The 17,752-nt window shown below is 33.2% G+C and carries 20 protein-coding genes; 5 read left to right on the top strand and 15 right to left on the bottom strand.

Annotation, left to right across the window (positions count from 1 at the left end):
• Positions 1-30 precede the first annotated feature (30 nt).
• Entirely contained in the window at positions 31-942 is a 912-nt protein-coding gene (locus PQ963_10545; protein MEN4030098.1) for a triphosphoribosyl-dephospho-CoA synthase, read from the bottom strand.
• Positions 943-968: 26 nt separating this feature from the next.
• Entirely contained in the window at positions 969-1,952 is a 984-nt protein-coding gene (gene hemB / locus PQ963_10540; protein MEN4030097.1) for a porphobilinogen synthase, read from the bottom strand.
• 200 nt (positions 1,953-2,152) lie between these two features.
• On the opposite strand from hemB, the gene PQ963_10535 reads away from it, so the two are divergent.
• On the top strand, positions 2,153-2,428 hold the full coding sequence (locus PQ963_10535) for a hypothetical protein (protein MEN4030096.1): 276 nt from the start codon (positions 2,153-2,155) through the stop codon (positions 2,426-2,428).
• Between the two features lie 87 nt (positions 2,429-2,515).
• Here the strand turns inward: PQ963_10535 and PQ963_10530 are convergent, their stop codons facing one another.
• The 3 genes from PQ963_10530 to PQ963_10520 form a co-directional block, all read right to left on the bottom strand.
• A complete protein-coding gene (locus tag PQ963_10530; GenBank protein MEN4030095.1) occupies positions 2,516-3,376 on the bottom strand; it encodes a peptidoglycan-binding domain-containing protein in 861 nt (286 codons plus the stop codon).
• 797 nt (positions 3,377-4,173) lie between these two features.
• The gene (locus tag PQ963_10525; protein ID MEN4030094.1) at positions 4,174-6,033 is read right to left on the bottom strand and encodes a glutamate synthase-related protein; all 1,860 of its coding nucleotides are present in this window, start codon (positions 6,031-6,033) and stop codon (positions 4,174-4,176) included.
• A 4-nt stretch (positions 6,034-6,037) separates the two neighbouring features.
• Complete coding sequence (locus PQ963_10520) at positions 6,038-6,697, bottom strand: tributyrin esterase (GenBank protein ID MEN4030093.1); 660 nt, start codon at positions 6,695-6,697, stop codon at positions 6,038-6,040.
• Between the two features lie 143 nt (positions 6,698-6,840).
• On the opposite strand from PQ963_10520, the gene PQ963_10515 reads away from it, so the two are divergent.
• Positions 6,841-7,389, top strand: coding sequence for an ArsR family transcriptional regulator (locus PQ963_10515; GenBank protein MEN4030092.1), 549 nt, complete (start codon positions 6,841-6,843; stop codon positions 7,387-7,389).
• 57 nt (positions 7,390-7,446) lie between these two features.
• On the opposite strand, the gene PQ963_10510 is transcribed toward PQ963_10515, so the two are convergent.
• Together PQ963_10510 and PQ963_10505 are read right to left on the bottom strand one after the other, a co-directional pair.
• A complete protein-coding gene (locus PQ963_10510; GenBank protein MEN4030091.1) occupies positions 7,447-7,734 on the bottom strand; it encodes a hypothetical protein in 288 nt (95 codons plus the stop codon).
• Entirely contained in the window at positions 7,703-8,878 is a 1,176-nt protein-coding gene (locus PQ963_10505) for an RNA-guided endonuclease TnpB family protein (protein MEN4030090.1), read from the bottom strand. Before PQ963_10505 ends, PQ963_10510 begins: the two co-directional genes overlap by 32 nt.
• A 550-nt stretch (positions 8,879-9,428) precedes the next feature.
• Here PQ963_10505 and PQ963_10500 point away from each other — a divergent pair.
• On the top strand, positions 9,429-9,830 hold the full coding sequence (locus tag PQ963_10500) for a hypothetical protein (protein ID MEN4030089.1): 402 nt from the start codon (positions 9,429-9,431) through the stop codon (positions 9,828-9,830).
• Between the two features lie 52 nt (positions 9,831-9,882).
• Here PQ963_10500 and albA read toward each other — a convergent pair whose 3' ends face one another.
• Positions 9,883-10,155: a DNA-binding protein Alba gene (gene albA, locus PQ963_10495; protein MEN4030088.1), complete on the bottom strand. Its 273-nt coding sequence runs from the start codon at positions 10,153-10,155 to the stop codon at positions 9,883-9,885.
• Positions 10,156-10,299: 144 nt separating this feature from the next.
• The gene (locus tag PQ963_10490) at positions 10,300-11,784 is read right to left on the bottom strand and encodes an oligosaccharide flippase family protein (GenBank protein MEN4030087.1); all 1,485 of its coding nucleotides are present in this window, start codon (positions 11,782-11,784) and stop codon (positions 10,300-10,302) included.
• Positions 11,785-12,180: 396 nt separating this feature from the next.
• On the opposite strand from PQ963_10490, the gene PQ963_10485 reads away from it, so the two are divergent.
• Entirely contained in the window at positions 12,181-13,077 is an 897-nt protein-coding gene (locus tag PQ963_10485; protein ID MEN4030086.1) for a hypothetical protein, read from the top strand.
• Between the two features lie 193 nt (positions 13,078-13,270).
• On the top strand, positions 13,271-13,978 hold the full coding sequence (locus PQ963_10480) for a site-specific DNA-methyltransferase (GenBank protein MEN4030085.1): 708 nt from the start codon (positions 13,271-13,273) through the stop codon (positions 13,976-13,978).
• Positions 13,979-13,994: 16 nt separating this feature from the next.
• Here the strand turns inward: PQ963_10480 and PQ963_10475 are convergent, their stop codons facing one another.
• The 6 genes from PQ963_10475 to PQ963_10450 all read right to left on the bottom strand — a co-directional run.
• Positions 13,995-14,234: a hypothetical protein gene (locus PQ963_10475; protein ID MEN4030084.1), complete on the bottom strand. Its 240-nt coding sequence runs from the start codon at positions 14,232-14,234 to the stop codon at positions 13,995-13,997.
• Positions 14,235-14,425: 191 nt separating this feature from the next.
• Positions 14,426-14,803, bottom strand: a complete 378-nt coding sequence (locus PQ963_10470; protein MEN4030083.1) for a hypothetical protein — start codon at positions 14,801-14,803, stop codon at positions 14,426-14,428.
• Positions 14,804-15,003: 200 nt separating this feature from the next.
• A complete protein-coding gene (locus PQ963_10465; protein ID MEN4030082.1) occupies positions 15,004-15,429 on the bottom strand; it encodes a MarR family transcriptional regulator in 426 nt (141 codons plus the stop codon).
• Entirely contained in the window at positions 15,426-15,608 is a 183-nt protein-coding gene (locus tag PQ963_10460) for a hypothetical protein (GenBank protein ID MEN4030081.1), read from the bottom strand. Before PQ963_10460 ends, PQ963_10465 begins: the two co-directional genes overlap by 4 nt.
• Before the next feature lie 454 nt (positions 15,609-16,062).
• Complete coding sequence (locus PQ963_10455; protein MEN4030080.1) at positions 16,063-17,073, bottom strand: virulence RhuM family protein; 1,011 nt, start codon at positions 17,071-17,073, stop codon at positions 16,063-16,065.
• 390 nt (positions 17,074-17,463) lie between these two features.
• Positions 17,464-17,752, bottom strand: a 289-nt coding sequence (locus PQ963_10450) for a DUF86 domain-containing protein (protein ID MEN4030079.1), incomplete at its 5' end; no start/stop codon positions are given.

The raw sequence follows: 17,752 nt of genomic DNA, 5'->3' as shown, positions 1-17,752 counted from the left end.
AATGAATAATTAATTTGATATTAATTTATTTTAAATTGACTGCCCACATTCATCCAGATATGCTACCATTATTGAAGCAGCTGTTATATCTGCAGTTGTCCCGGGATTGAATCTGTTTTTTAGAAGCTGTTTATCAAATTGTCGGATCAAAAGCTCCCCTTGAGAATTTAATATTCCTCCATTTTGTAATATGGAATCAGCATCAGCAGAAATAATCCTTGCTGTATCCATACCATATTTTCTTGAAATCAGAGTATCTGGATTCTGTGCTAAAATTGTGAGAAATGTCTGGACTGTTGCCTTGTTTAATCCATAAGTAGCCTTTGTTTCTTTAAATGTTGGAAAACCAGTTTTGAAAGTTACAGGCATTCCAGTAGTAAGTTCTAAAGACAGTAAATCCCATTTAGCAGACATCTCAAACACTTTAAACATACTTATATCTTCTTTTATGATTCTTCCCCTTGCTTCTGCATCTGCAACATCCAGTTCTTCCTGTTTGCCCATTCCACCAGCATCAGCAATACTGATAGCATCATAAAGGTTAATCGCATCTTTGGATGTAGTTGCTTTCATTATTCTTTTCACATTTTTCCTTAATTCATAAATATCACTGCTCATACCAGCTGCAGCTGATAACGGAGTTAGAAGAATTATAATACCTAAATTAGTGTTATTTCCAATCCATCTGCTGGTTTCAATGACGGCCTCCTTTACCAGCTCTCCAAGTCTTATTTTATGGAGAGAATAATCGTCTTTGTATTTTTTCCCCCTTTGAGCAGCTTTTTTCATAACATCCCCTATAACTATTCCGCTTATAAGGAAATCTTCAAAAATCATATCGTTGAAGTCCTGCGTACGGTGGACATTACCTGGTTTTGGATGACCGCTTACTTCAAGAACTGAGGCAATTTGTGCTATTTTGGCGATTAACTCCGGATCCATGTCCTTTTCTCCAATCATTATTAACCCTATCTCTTAGCTTTTAAATTAGCTTTTAAAAATTCCGGTGCAAAATGAGAAATAATAAGATCTGCACCTGCACGTTTTATTGAAGTCAATGATTCTAATATAACATCTTCAGTAAGATAACCCGCTTCTATGCCTGCAATAATCATAGAATACTCACCACTTACCTGGTAGGCTGCTGTAGGCATGCTGAAAGCATCTTTAATCCTTTTTATAATATCCAGATAGGCAATTGCTGGTTTAACCATTATAATATCTGCCCCTTCAAGTACATCAAGTTCAGCTTCTCTTAATGCTTCTTTTGCATTTGCAGGATTCATCTGGTATGATTTTCTATCACCAGAACAGGGTGCAGAACAGACTGCTTCTCTAAATGGTGCATAATATGCTGACGCAAATTTAGCAGCGTAAGACATTATAAGAGTGTCTTCAAAGTTATTAATGTCAAGTGTTTCTCTTATAGTTCCCACTCTACCATCCATCATGTCAGAAGGAGCTACAATATCAGCACCTGCTTCTGCATGAGACAGGGCAATTTTAGAGAGATGATCAAGGGTTTCATCGTTAAGGATTTTATCTCCTTTAATTATTCCACAGTGCCCATGAGAAGTATACTGGCACATACAAACGTCAGTTATTACAACCAAATCAGTTTCTTCCTTTATTCCATAAACAGTCCTTTGAACAATACCTTCATCATCATAAGCTGATGATCCTGTTTCATCCTTTTTTTCAGGCATTCCAAATAATAGAACAGAAGATAATCCCCTCTTTTCAAGGTTCTTTGCTTCATCTATAGCATCATTGAGAGAATATCTATACTGACCAGGCATGGTATCAATATGTTCCCTCTGGCCATCTTTTAGAGTTTCTTTAATGAACATCGGATAAATGAAATCTTCTGGATTGAGCCTTGTTTCACCTAAAATCCTTCTTATTTGGGAGGTTTTCCTTAATCTTCGCATTCTTGTAATTGGAAACTGCATTTTATCTCCTTATGTAATTATAAAAATGTTTAATAAATATTTTTTATTTATTTACAGATTAGACTTAAAGGAATATAAGAATAATCATTGAATATTTAAAAAATGCATACATCTACAGGTAAAATTCATGATATATCCAGACCATATTAATATAACTTAACATGTGTTTGAAAACTTAAATTTGTCCAGGAGATTTCAGAATGAATGCTGATTCAGTAGATTTTTATTATTTTTCTGGAACAGGAAATACTCTACTAATCGTTGAAAAAATGAGTGAAACATTTGAAAAATGCGGTATGTGCGTTAAACTTTGTCCAGTTGACAATATAAGGATGGAAAAGGGTAAATATCCTGAAAATTTAATGCACTGTCAGTATTGTTTAAGGTGCACATCCTTCTGTCCTAAACAAGCCATACCATGCAAAATAAACTATAAAGGTAAAACGTATCGGGCAGTTAAAGCAAAAGTATTCTGAATTATTCTCAAAAAGAAATGTTGAGCTTATCAAAAATGAAGTTTTTGATCGCCCAAAAAAATATTTTACCCTTTAAAAGGGATTCTTCTATTTTATTACGGTTACTCCCGGTTTACTTTTTGTTGCGTAGTATCTTTTTGCATATCCATTTGCCTTGTAGTTGTAGTCAACCCATGCACCATTTTGATACACCTGAACAGAACGATGTCTGGGTGATAGGCTGGTTCCATACTGGATAATTCTCGCTTTAGTTCCTGAACCTGTAAGCTGGCTGTAAAGGTGTTCACTGTTATCCCAGCAGTCTCCTATTCCTCTTCCCCTATTGAAACTTACTCTGGAGTATGCTCTGGTACTTGTATAAGTTCTTGGACTGGATCTAACTGATCTATTTGATTTAGAAGTAACTTTTTTAGATGGTCTTGAACTGGATTTAACTGATCTATCTGACCCTGTGGAGGTTAATGTCTGGGAGGAATTACCTGTTGTATTTTTAGCTGTAATTTCTTGAGCGTTGTTTTCCCATTTTTTCATGGTTTGAAGTGTTTGAATTCCGATTTCACCATCTTCTGTTATCTGTGCAGCTTTCTGAAATAATTTAACTGCTTCAATGGTGTAGTTACCCATCTCGCCGTCAATTTCTCCAATGTAAAAATTGTGTTCATTGAGCCATTTTTGAAGCTGTGCAATATTTTCACTGGTGGATGTTATGGTCAAATTTCCACTGTCAGTGCTGGCATTGATGTTCTTTTCTTTAAGCCAGTTTTGTAAAATAGTTATTTGTTCTGCACTTAGTTCATTAAGACTTTGATTGGTAATTGTATCCTTACTAATCAAAGATTTGAGCTTTTCTTCGTCTATACTGTTGTTTATTAAACCCGTATTCTCTGCGGCTGCTGCAACTGGCATAAGGCCGAATACCACGCAAAGAGCAATGACTTTCAAAAACAAAGTTTTTGATCGCCCGAACACCTTGTGTTCAACGGCTATTGCTCCTGTTTTTTTATGTATTTTCTCCGTAATTTTACCGCCTCCGTGTCCATTACCCTTAATTCACCTACTAAATCAGGGCTTTTCAGGACAAAGTTACTATTTCCATAGGTACTATATAAATATTTCGATTTATTTATGTAAACTAAACTTAATTAGAGCTTATTTTAGGAAAAACGACCCTTTAAAAAGGTTTTATTTCAACTGATCTATAATTTACTATATTTATGCTTATTTTAGCCTAAGGCTTTCTAATTAAAACTTAATTTGAAAAATTAAATTAGATTAAGTCTATTTTAAAAGATAATGATTACCCCCATATAAAATTAGAGATTACTCCAACATTTATCCATTAAGTGGATATAAAAACGCCTTTTATATTTAAACTCACTAAAATAACATGGTTTGAATTATAAATCATAAAATGTATATTTTTTTAAAATCAATATAGAAAGAAAAACTGGTTTTATCAGTTATTTTAAACACTGAAAAATTATTTAGATTTATTTTAGATAATGGATTGAGTAAATCTATGAAAAAAGGAATATATGCCGGAAAAATCTAAACATCCTTCAAAAAGATAATTTAAATGGAATCAATGATGAAGAGCTTAAAGCAGAGCACAAAGTGTTCGGGGCATTCAAACATGAAATGTTTGATGTTTGCGAAACTGAAAGTTTCGTAAAGCGAAAAATGAAATTTTTCGCATGCATTGAAGATCTTTAATTGCTTTCCTGAGACCTTTTTTCACGAACTTTTCACTGGTTTATAAGCTTAAGTCCTGTTATCGCTACAGTATCAGTGTCCAGAGCCCTTAAGTCCTCTGCTGAGAATTTTCTTATATCATTATGTCCTGCAAGCTGCGCAAGCATCTTTGTTTCTTCAGTCATGGATTTAATATAATTACCAACCCTTTCAGTAGCTAAATCAACATCTAATCGATTTCTTAGTACTGGATCTTGAGTTGCAACTCCAACAGGACATTTCCCAGTGTAACACATATGACATGCACGACATCCTGCAGCTATCATTGCTCCAGTTCCTATGTATGCAGCATCAGCCCCCATGGCCATTGCTTTAGCTACATCCGCACCGCTCCTTATTCCTCCAGTAATTATAATGTCTATTTCATCTTTCATCCCTATTTCCTCAAGTCCATTAACTGCCTGGACAAGTGAAGCAAGTGTTGGAATTCCAGTGTGTTCAATAACCACTTCAGGAGCTGCTCCAGTCCCCCCTTCCATTCCATCAACTGAAATTATATCTGCTCCTGCTTCAGCAACTATTTTAACATCTTCATTTACTCTACCGGGCCCTAATTTAACTATTATTGGAACGCGCCAGTCTGTTACTTCTCTTAGTAGTTCAATGTGTTTTGCCAGATCCTCCTCTTTTGTGGCATCTAAAAACCTTGCAGGACTTAAAGCATCTGTTCCAACAGGTATTCCTCTTATATGGGCAACTTCAGGACTCACTTTCTCTGCAAGGAGATGCCCTCCCATTCCAGGTTTTGCTCCTTGCCCTATTTTTACTTCTATAGCATCTGAAACATTTAAATAATCAACTGATACTCCAAATCTGCCGGATGAGTATTGAACAATTAGTTTATCTGCATATTCCCTTTCTTCTGGAAGCATTCCTCCTTCTCCAGTGTTTGCACATGATCCCACAAGTGATGTACCTCTAGCAAGAGCTATTTTACATTCCTTACTTAATGCCCCGAATGACATTCCTGCAATTAACACAGGAGTATCTAATTTCAGAGGTTCTTCTGCATATCGAGTTCCAAGAACAACTCCAGTGTTGCAGGATTCCCTATATTTATCTACTGGAGAAACCGATGCCTGTGCCGGTAGAATAACAATGCTATCAAAGTTAGGCAGACGTCTTTCAGTTCCAAAACCTCTAAGGACATATTTTCCTGCTTTTGAGGTGTATCTTATATTTGCAATAGTTCTTGGATCCCAGATACTCCCAGCTCCGCTTGGTATTAAAACAGGGCAAGCTGCAAAGCAGGATCCACACATTATACACCGGGATTTATCTATTTCTGCATGATTATCCACTATTTCAATTGCATCTGTTGGACAGACTATTTCACATGTTCCGCAGAAAACACAAAGTCCCTGCGTTGCATTTGCAAGATCTGAAGATGCATGGGGAGCTGAAGATCGTCCAGAAAATGCCCCATTCATCTTAATTCCTTGCTGCAGTCCTGCGGCTACATCTTTAACATCTATCTCCTTTAAACATTTAGATTCACATGCATCAATACATGCTGGTCTTCCGCCATTGGAATCAGTGCACTGCCGCTCGCATTTAAGCATTTTATCTTCAGTATAGGTTATACTTCCAATAGGACACATCAATACGCATAATCTGCACCCGATACAGATGTCATGATTAATTTTCACAATTCCGTTTTCTCGATAAATTGCATTTCTGAAGCATCCTTTAATACATGAAGGATTAATACACTGCTGGCAGACAATTACCTGGTATCCTTTGGTCATTTCATGCAAAAATAATCCATTTCCACCATTTATTTTGCTGCAAGCTTCTACACAATCATTACATCCGTCACAGTCTTCAGGATTTGTTAAAAGAATCTGTTTCATCTAATCACCCATAAAATGGCCTTATTTTTTTAGGTTCTATTTTGATAAATTTTTCAATATCTGCATCTATTTTATAGATACCAAAAATTTCCTGGAGTTTCTGCTTATCTTCAGCATCTAATTGATGAACTTTTGCATTTGTCCCTGTTTTAAAGGTTCCTCCAATATAAATAGTGCCTCCAATCATCCAGTCTCCAGTATCAATACCGGCATTACCGGTTACTATGATATCTCCACTTAACATGTAAAGACCTGCTAAATTTCCAATATTTCCATTAATAAGGATTAATCCGCCTTTATTAAGCTGCCCTATTCCATTTCCTGCATTTCCATGTACAACGATGGTACCTTCGTAAGTTCCAAAACCAACACCATCTTCTGCTGAGCCTTTAACAATTATTTCCCCACTGGTCATGTTGTTACCCACGTAACGTCCAGCATTACCTTCAATTTCTATATTTGCACCATTGTTCAAAGCTCCGACAAAATCCCCCACATCCCCTTTTAAAGTAATGTTTATGCCATTTCCAAGTCCTACAGCTATAGAATCCAGCTTTTGTGTGACTTCCACATTTAGATAATTATTTTCACTGGTTTTATTTTTTATATCAATATTTACCTGACGTGTAGATAGCTCTTCCTTTGATTTTATTCCATCAGCCATTCCATATCCTCCGCTTCTAAATTTCTACTTTTAGATAAAATGAAGCATATAAATAAATTTTGTTCTCTGTCCAATATTTATAGTTGGACCATCAACAGTTAAGTGAGACTCAAAAATTATTTATTACATATTTAGGTGATAGGATGAGAACCCTGATTACAAACCTGAAGGGACAGTGCTTATTTAATGCTTCAATGAAAACACAGGCTGAAGGATTAATTATTTTACATGGTAAAAGCCATAGAAAAACAGAATTAGATAAATTCATAAAGGGTGGAGAAATTAGTATAGAAACTGAAGATCCAATAGAAATCTGTGTAAGGATATCAGAAATTATAAATGGTGCAAAAAAACATGGAGAAGTCTTTATTGCATTTGGTGGTGAAGATTTAGGTCCTTTACTTAATTTTGTAGCCAATAAATATGGTGTAGATGCTATTTTCAGCTGTTATAATGATAAAATTATAAGAATTCCAGTGATGAATCTGAATTTGTCAGAAAAAAAGTTAGAAATACTGGAATTTTTAGCTGCTTCTGATTTAAGTGCTGCTGAAATTGGGAAAAAAGCAAATATATCTCGGTCAATGGTTTATAAACATTTAGCAGGACTCATAGATTGTGGACTGGTTGAAAAATCCAGATTTTTTGAAAAATATACCATAACTGATGCTGGAAGAATTACAATAATATAAAGATTTAAAATAGAATTATGAGGATATAAATGAAGTTATTTGAATTTATAAAATTTATCATTCCACAGGGTATTCGATACGTAATTTATACCCTGCATTTTCACTTAATAAAACAGTTCCCGGTATAAATTGATTTTCATATTCTTCAACGATCTTTGACATGCTCTTACAGGTTCTATATTTATTTTCCACAAGTCCCTTTCTTACAAGGATCCTATATCTCATTTTTATTATTTCATATTTTAGTTTTTCCATCATATAACCCCTACTGTATGTCCTTGAACTACCATGACCTGAAGAGGTCAATGGATTCCTAATCCACCAACTGATTGTTGGTTTTACCAAAGGCAAGCCCCGTGGTTCCCACGGTTAGAAAAAACCTTGAATGACGTTGTTTGTCATTCAAGGTTTTCATATTGCGTGCAGCGTTTATGTCCCTATCATGTTCTATATTGCATTTGGGGCATATCCATCTGCGAATATTCAAATCCAAAACTTCTGTAACATATCCACAATTACTGCAAGTTTTAGAAGTGTATTTTTCATTAACAACTCTAAAATGTTTATCATACCAATCAGACTTATATTGTAGTTGTCGCTTGAACTCAAACCAATGCTGATCTGCTGTAGCTCTTGCTAAATGTTTATTTTTCAGTCCCAACTGGTTATTTACATTTCCAATATAGATTTTATCAAATTCTTGTACTATTTGTGTTGTTGTTTTATGTAAAAAATCATTTATAATATTTTTTTTCTTCTGGTATAACTGGTTAAGCTTGGTTTTCGCCTTTAACCAATTACACCCATCTTTAACCTTTTTACTTATGATTTGATTATATCTCCTTATTTTGTTGTCAACCTCTTTTAAATGTATTTTACCTGTTTTAAAGCCGTTACTAAATGTTGCCAGATTTTTTAATCCAAGATCAATACCTACTTTTTGATTAGTTTTTTTCAAAGCCTTAACAGGACTGTTTTTAACATTGAAACTTACGAAGTACTGGTTAGAGTTGTTCCTGCTGATAGTTGCAGTTAATATATCTCCACGAACTTTTCGACTGTACTTCATAGATATTAGGCTCTTAATTTTGGGTAATTTCAATTTCCCCTCCACTATTTTAGCGTTTAAAGTTCTGAACGATTGCACAGGATTTTTACGGGATTTAAATTTCACCCACCCATGATTAGCTTTACCCACCATTTTATAAGCAGAAATAAGGTCATCATATGCTTTTTGAAGAACTGTGCTGTTAACTTCTTTTAAAAATGGATGATGCTTCTTTAAATCATTTAATATGTTATTAAACAGTTTCCTGTTTGCATATACTGGTTTTAAACCATATTCTATGGCCTGTTTTCTATATAGTTCATACATGACTTTAACATGGTTGAAAACAAAGCGTGCACTACCCATATTAAATTCTAATATATCCTGTTGCTCTTTATTTGGATATATTCTATATTTATATGATTTAGTCACGGTTTTCATAGTTTTTGATGCTTTTCAAAAACCTACGGTTTTTGAATGCCGTAGGAAATTATATTTCCCGGCCACAAATCAAAGATTTGTAGGCCCGAAAAATCAAAGCCCTCGAAAACAAAGTTTTCGGGGCATCAAAATTCGAAGAATTTTGAGGGATTTTTCGACGGCTTTTCAATCTAATTCTGGTTTCATTATTTAATAAATATTACACTATATTCTAATCATATTATGATTACTGGTATATAAATGTTTTCAATATATACGATAAAAATACATTGATTGTTGTATTAAAATTCAAATTATTTAAACATTGTTTAAAAAAAAGATTCATTTACGATATTTTGTAAATATTTACGAAAATTTAAGAAAAATTTGAATAATGTACATAAAATAACTTCTTTATTATAAATAATCATATATAATTGTAACATATATGTAAATAATAGGGTAATATCCAAATATTTATATACAATGTTTATTAATATAATTTATAGGAAACTTTAATTCAAAGTTTGAATTTGCTTAAGGGATTTTTATGTGTATCAAAAATAATTGTATGAAAACTAAAATTCAAGAAAATCTGACCACCTCCATCGTTAAAACATTGAAAAAAAACGGTTATTATGTAGAAAAGGATCTTAAATATCCGGGTAGCATTTATAGAGGAACCAGAACAAAATATAATAAGTATGTTCTGGATATATTTGCATACAGGGGAAGCAATGACATCGTTGTAATTGAATTTGAAAACTGTGAAAGTATATTATCCCACGATAACAAAAATAAATGGAAATACCTGATTTCTAAACCAGGTATAGATCTCCACATAATAGTCCCCTTAGGCTGTAGGGAAAAGGTATACTTAACACGTAAAATAAAAAATATTCCTGTTAGAATTCATGATTACAGTAACTGGAGAAATATATTTGATTTGAAACTTGAAACATTATCAAAATAATCTTTTGCTTAAAAAAATAATATTCAAAAAAAATTGTAAAAATTTTTTTTAACTATTTATTAAGCTGTATCTCAATTGCTGAAACGTTACTATTGGATCCTTCCATGCTGGATACTTCTTCGGTGCTGATATCTATAGATCCAAGTTCTGCTTCTGGAATGAATCTATTTCTGACTATCTCGGCAACGTCAACAGCCCTACTAATGGCCCTTCCACGTGCCTTTAAAATTACTTCAGATGTTCCACCATTCATCTGGGTTACGACAGCTAATACATAGTTCATTACTGGTTTATTTCCAATGTATACAACATTATCCTGTGACATCAATTTAACCTCCGAGAAATACATCAGATCTAATTTTGGATGACATATTATATACATTTTTGTATTATGTGGGACTGTAAAGTTAATGTGTGCTGGTCGTGCTTTACAACCCCTTTTAATTACCTCTTTTTTTGGTTTATTATTTCATGCCAGACCTCTAAGTGACATATAAACATTTAACAATGATTCTTTTATGATCCCGATGAAAAATTTGATTTCCCCGGTTCTAATTCCTTTAAGAAGCCATAAAACTAAAATATATAAACCAAGCGAGACTGACCCTGTCACAATGATATTTAAAGCCCCAAATGGATATATAATGTAGAGAAATACTGCCATTACTGCTGCTGCAATTATAACTTTAGTTAAGAATCCAAAATAGAAATTACATCTTATATACATGAAAGAATAGTAAGAAGTAACTAAAAATGCTGCCAGATAGATAATCAGGGTTGTAATTGCAATTCCAATAATTCCAAAAAGATATCCGAAGGTTATGTCCAGAATAATATTTAGTAGTGTTGAAACTATCCAGATATAACCAGTAATCTTTGTTCTTCTCTCCATAACTATTATTTGTGTTATAATACAGTAAAGGCCAAATACTAACCCTCCTACAGCAAGAATGGGAGTTATTATATACCCTATATCCGCTAAAGCTGGGGTGGACAGAATATAAAGCAATGGTTTTGCAAGGACAGATAATCCAACCACCGTTGGCACAGCTATAACCAGATAAAGCTTTATAGAATAGTTTAAAAGGAATCTTGTTTCTCTTATTTTTCTTTCAGCGTAATACTGAGATAGGATGGGTAATAACACAGTATATAATGGAGATGTAAGAAGAGCCATTAAAGCACTGATTGTGTAACCTACAGAATAAAAACCAACTGCACTTATTCCAATGGTTAATCCAATTACATAACGATCTGTAGCATCTAAAATCCAGAATGAAGCATTACTTGGGATAGTTGGCAGTCCAAAATTTAGATATTCCCTTAAGTTTCTAAATTTTGGAATTTTAAACCCAATCTGCCTCAATACAAATATAAACATTATCAGAGAAATTAACACCTGAGTAATTAAAATCCCTGTAACTGCACCTATTACACCAAAACCTCCAAGAACAAGAATTGCAACAAAAATAACAATCATATATGCCTGCAAAGTAGTTAAAATTGCATATTTTGTCATCTGGTTAAATGCCCTGAAAAAGTCAAAGAAAAGAAGCATTAATGCAGTTATTAGTGCAGTTACAGGTAAAATAATTCCTACTGCTAAATTCCCATTAAATAATGCATTAGAAATAGGTTCTGCAAGAATAAATAGCACCAGTGCTGCTATTAAACCTGCAATCATCACTGAAAACAGAAATGAATAAAAAGATTCCTGTATTTCTTCAATGCTTTTCGACGCTGCCATAAATCTAACCATGGTATAAGGTAATCCCAGTATTGCAATGGAAGGAATCAGTGTGATGGTAATTTGAAACTGAACCCAAACCCCATAATCTGCAATAGAAAGGTTTTGTGTTAAAATTGGAAGAAGTATGATGGGTGTTATGGTCACCAGAAAGTTAGACACTCCTATTAATCCCATTCTCTGTAAAAACAGCCTGTACTGATCCAATGTTTCACCTCAAAAATCACAGGTTTTTAGGTTGCAAAACTTGTTTCGCAGACATCGAAAATTTATAATTTTCGATAGTTCAAAAATGAATACAAGCAAAATTCTTTGAATTTTGCTATATTAAAATCTCCGATTTTGATAACATTTCTTCAAATCCCACTATATTATTATTTATATAAAAATTATTATTAAATCATTTGCATTGAAACATTTAATTTCTTAAAGGAATTTAAATTTTAAAAAATAAATCAACTGAAATTTAAACTGCAAAAACCCCGAAATAATCAATTTAAACATTTTATTAAATATTACAAATATTTGTAGAAATATTTGTTATTGTATTTTTCCAACTAAAAATATCAGATATTCTATTTTATGTTTTAAGTTGGTGTTAATGTGGATGAAATTGAGAAAAAACCTGAATTATGGAATAAAGACACGGAAGTTCTATTCTTTCAAGAGGCTAAAACTTTTGCAACTCCAGAACAATTATTTTACACTACAGATGATGGACGACATTTAGCTTACTGGCCAAAGGGTTATAATGGCAAGAAGACAACTTTACAGTCCAGAAATTCATTAATTGGTAATTTCACTGAAAAATGGACTACTGACTTGCTTCAACAGGCTGTAGAAGATAAAGGACTTTATGCTATTCAAGGGGCTATTTGTGATGAAATAGGCTTATCAAATAAATCTCCTGCAGATGCGATAATATCTACAGAAAAAGGGATTGAGCAAACTCCAGAGAACATTCAATTAATCGTTGAAGTTAAAATGTCTATTGTATGGAACTGGGAATTGATAATCAACGAATCAAGTGAAAAATTAGTTTGTATTGGCGATTACAGGAGTCATCAAGGTAATCCTGGCCTTTTACGTTCTGATTCTATGTTAAAAGCCATTGGTAAAAGTATCAATATCAGAGTTTCAAGTTTCAAAGCTTCATCAATACCTATAATTATTATGGGAAACACACCTATAACTGATAGTTATTATTCAAAGGTTGACCACCTTAAAAGAGCAGGTATTGTTCAAGGATTTTGGTCTGTAAATTCATGCCCTCTGGATAATGATGTGAAATGTATCACGGAAACAGATTATAAAGGTTTTGAAACTTTAACATCATTTGATAACCTTAAAAAATCATTAGATTCATTATTAAAGCAGGAATTAAACTTCTTTTCAGGTATGAAAACTAAAACTGAACTTGGAAAATTCATTGGAATATCTAATAAAGAAAAGACTTATGAAAGGAAAGCAGAAGTATTTTTGGAGTTAATAAGGAGGTAATACTATTTCTGTTAAGCGAACAGGGACAAAAACAAGCTCATTTGGAACATCAAGTAGGGAAAATCATGATTCATCAATTTTCTATGATAGTAAACTCTATTTAGAAATAAAAATTCCTAATAAAATTAAATACATAGAAAATAAAATTCCTAAGAAGAACCTCAATAAAATATATTGCAAATCCAGCGAAAAAATGGATGAACTTCCAGATAACAGCGTCCATTTAATGGTTACATCACCACCTTACAACGTTAAAAAGGAATATGACGATGATTTAACTCTTGCTGACTATATGGAGCTTTTAGGTTCTGTACTACAAGAAACATATAATAAGTTAGTTACTGGTGGAAGGGCATGTATAAATATTGCTAATATTGGTAGAAAGCCTTACATACCTCTTCATGCCCATATAATTGAAATAATGCTTGAAATTGGATTTTTTATGCGTGGTGAAATTATATGGAATAAATCTGCAAGTGCAGGTTCTTCTTGTGCTTGGGGAAGCTGGCAATCTGCTTCAAATCCAGTTTTAAGAGACGTGCATGAATATATTTTAATATTCTCAAAGGATACATTTGCAAGGAAAGGAGATGAAAAGGAAAATACTATAAGTAAAGATGAATTTCTGGAATTTACAAAAAGTATCTGGAGTTTTCCAACGGTATCAGCCAGACGTATAGGTCATCCAGCGCCATTCCCAGAGGAACTACCATACAGGCTTATCCAATTGTATACCTTTAAGAATGAAGTTGTTTTAGACCCTTTTGTTGGTAGTGGTTCAACCTGTTTAGCAGCGTTAAAATCAGATAGGAATTATATTGGCTACGATATTAAAGAGGAATATGTAAAGTTGTCTAATAAAAGAATTGATGATTACAAACATCAAAAAACATTGATTTAGGTTAAAATAAAGCTCATTATAGCAGTAAGTGGAACAAAAATTGGTAAATATGAGTTTTAAGCGTATTTTTTGAAATTGAATTCCAGAGCAAAATAATCTTTTGTTTTTGATCTAAAAAATACGCCCTGAACTCTTCCACTTGTTTTACTGGAAAATTCCCTGCAATTTTCCCACCACCAATATCACCCTTTTTTCCAAGTTGTTGCAACCCTTGTTTTGCTGGAAAACTCTCTGCAATACTGGAACAACAATGCATGGCCCACAGCTGTAGTCGTCGCAATCCTTGTTTTTGTGGAAAATCTGCAACAATATCTACAACGCCAGTATGGCTAAAACTAGTCGAGTTAGCCCCTCAAAGCTAACTATAAATTAAAATTTTAACACATTTACATTAAATTGTGTTGATCTAAGTCTACAATACTTGATACTGCTTAGCCAGATATTTTCTTAGTTCGGTTTAATTCTTGAGCCAATGACCCCTGCTAGTACTCCAAATAAGGGCGGGATAATACCTCCACCAACATAGAGCATTATTACTGAAAGCACAATCAGGATCAAACCTCCATTTTTCCTTCCAATAAATGCTGCTGCCCATATTGTGACTATGATTCCCATAATAATAGCAAGTATTCCGGTTAAGAGGAAGTTGGGAACTAAGGTCATTGCAGGCTCTCCTAAAGTTGCTTGCATTGCAGGCCAGGCCTCTATCACTATTTCATTTGTAGCTACATTACCTTGAAGCACCGCTCCAATGCCATGAAACACGCCACCCCCAAGTCCGGCAATAATACCAAGAAGTGAGGCTGCAACTCTCGTTTTATTCATAATGCACCTCCATTTGAAATTCCTTTAACCAAAATTCTGTGATAATTTCCATTTTCATTAATTTTCCTCCTTTTGTCCAGCAATATCATTTACTGTCGCATAAGGATGAGGATACCTTCTATTTTCTCTGGTATATAATTTAATACGTCGTAACCCTTGTTTTATTAGACAATCCTTAATATGAAATAAAAAGAGGAACATTAAACTGCTATTTCTATTTTATCGTAGTTCATCACTGGAATCTTCTTATTTTTAGGACCATCTTTTAATTTAATAAGCCCTTCTTTCTCTAATTCCTTTACTTTAGGATGCACGGTCCTTATATCTTTATGAATCATTCTTGCAAGTTCCCTTATTGACTGTGGCTTTTCATTTTTTATGAAATTGAGTAATTCCATTTCTAATTTACCTAATGTTAATTTTTCAGTGATTATGGTTTTCCCATCTTCTATAATCTCATCTGGATGGTCTAAATAGTATTTCCAATCATCCAAATCCATGTATATTTTCATGTTTTCTGGATTTCTTTCATGGAGCTTTTCCAGCCTTTTAAGTGACCCATAAGTTTTTTCAAACTCCTTAATTAATTCGTTGCCTTTTATTTCTCTTATTAGTGTAATTTTCATTTTAAAAGCTCCAACCTTAATTTTTTCTTATTTAGCCCCTTATTTCTTCCAATATGATCAATTACAACGTTAATTACAGTTTCAAAGGAATCACATTTTATTGGTTCATGTTTTCCCTGGATTTCCATGTGCATATGCGAAAATCCATGAAAATTATCAATCCTCACATTATCTGGCATTATAACGATTGTCCATCCTCTTTTACTCTTTCTATGATATATGGTTTTATCATGGAGTTGCAATTGACCAGAATTATGGTCTTTCATACGTTGATATGTTTTTGATGTTTTATATATATTTGTTGATCTATTCTCATCATACTAAAAGTCGTCAAGGGAGATTATGTTTGCAAAGTCGCGACCCTTGTTTTACTGGAAAACCTTCTGCAACGGCATAAAGTATGAAAAAAATGATAGCAGTTCTGGTTGCAATCCTTGTTTTACTGGATATTCTTTTGCAATATACAAAGGATTTAAATTTCAATAACGTTTATATCATCACAATCCTTGTTTTACTGGAAGATTCTCTGCAACGACGACGGCAGCGTTTGCTGTACACTAAATCAAACTGTCACGGTCCTTGTTTTGCTGGATATTCCTCTGCAATACAAAACGAAAGATTAATACTATATATTTAAGTGTCTTTACTGTTTAGATATTTTTTAACTTTTTTATCAAAATCCGAAACATAAAGTTTATCTTGCTTTATCCTGTATTTTTTATATTCTTTCGTTGCTTTTTCATCTGCTAATTCCTTGGAGATTCTGCCAGGATTATTTAAGGTATCATATTCATTAAATTGTAAGAATGAGTCTAATCTCTGCACCCAGTCTTTCATGGACATTAATTTACGTCTCCTTGCCTGATTTTCAGCATAATCTAAGTACATATTCACGATATTATTCAATTCTGAAAGCTCTTCTTTTGATAAATAGTTTTTAGCAGTTCTAATATCAGAACTTAAAATTTTACCTCCTGGCGCATTTTTCCAGGTAGTTAATCCCATATTTTCCTTATTACTGTCAGCCCGTAAGTGAATTATTTCTGCAGCCGTATGTTTAGTTATGGCCCAATGGAGTTTGTTTTGTACTGTGGCATAGAATGTTCTTGTTATCTTTGAGTTCTTATTATAATCATAGCTGCATTCAGCATATAAATCAGTTATTTTTTGATAGAACCTTCGCTTTGAAGCTCTTATCTCTTTTATTCTTTCCAGTAATTCATCGAAGTAATCTTTACCAAAACGGGTCCCATTTTTTAGAAGTTCATCGTCCAGGACAAAACCCTTAGTGATATATTCTTTTAATGTTTTTGTAGCCCATATCCTGAATTGTGTTGCTTGTTTGGAGTTTACACGGTATCCTACTGCAATAATAGCATCCAGGTTATAAAAATTAGTATTATACTTTTTACCATCTGCAGCAGTTATCCGGAATTTCCGGATAACTGAAGATTCTTCTAATTCCCCACTTTTAAAGATATTTACTAAATGTTCACTTATGGTCCTTATATTAACATCAAACAAATTAGCCATTGTTTTTTGTGTTAACCACATTGTTTCATCTTTAAAAAGAACTTCGACAGTTGCAGCGCCTTCCTCCCCAGTGTAAAGTATTATCTCATTCTTTTCTAATTCTACACTCATAATAGATTATATGTCCTTAGACATATTTATACGAGTTATAATTCAATATTCATGAAAGTATTACTTTTCAAATGCCCTCTAACCAGTCATATTAATAGAATGAAAATTAATCGTTATATGGAAATCTGTCACATTCACTACACTAAGTCGCAATCCTTGTTTTAATAGAAAATTCTCTGCAATAATTAAAAACATGTAGGTAGCATTCAGAAGGAAGTGTCGCAATCCTTGTTTTTTTGGAAAACCTTCGGCAACAGTTTTTAAAAGCTATGGAAGGATATATAGTGGCTGAAGGTCAATTAATGGAAAAATATAGCTAAAAAATTTATTAAACCACTTATCATCGTCTGATGATTTAAAGAAAATTTGGCTCTGTAGAAACCTTCATTCTTACTTTGCTATATATCTTAAAATTCTTCCAATAAAATCCCTTATATCATCTACATCCATCTTCATTATCTTAAAAAGCTTTTCTTTTTCAGTTTCAGCATATCTATGGACCAGAAGATTCCTGAATTTTGCCATCTCCTGCAATTTTTCTGAAAGATTTCTTTCCAATTTAAATTTTTCATATCCCTCATCCACAATTTTCTTAATCTCCTCTAAATTTCTCTCTATTATATCAATTCTAAGTTGGATTAACTCTTTATCTAATTCCATATCTCTCCAACCTTTTCTT

The sequence above is a fragment of the Methanobacterium sp. genome (assembly GCA_039666455.1).
GTDB lineage: Archaea > Methanobacteriota > Methanobacteria > Methanobacteriales > Methanobacteriaceae > Methanobacterium_D.
Note: the sequence above shows the minus strand (reverse complement) of the source record. Positions and strands in the feature narration are given on the sequence as shown.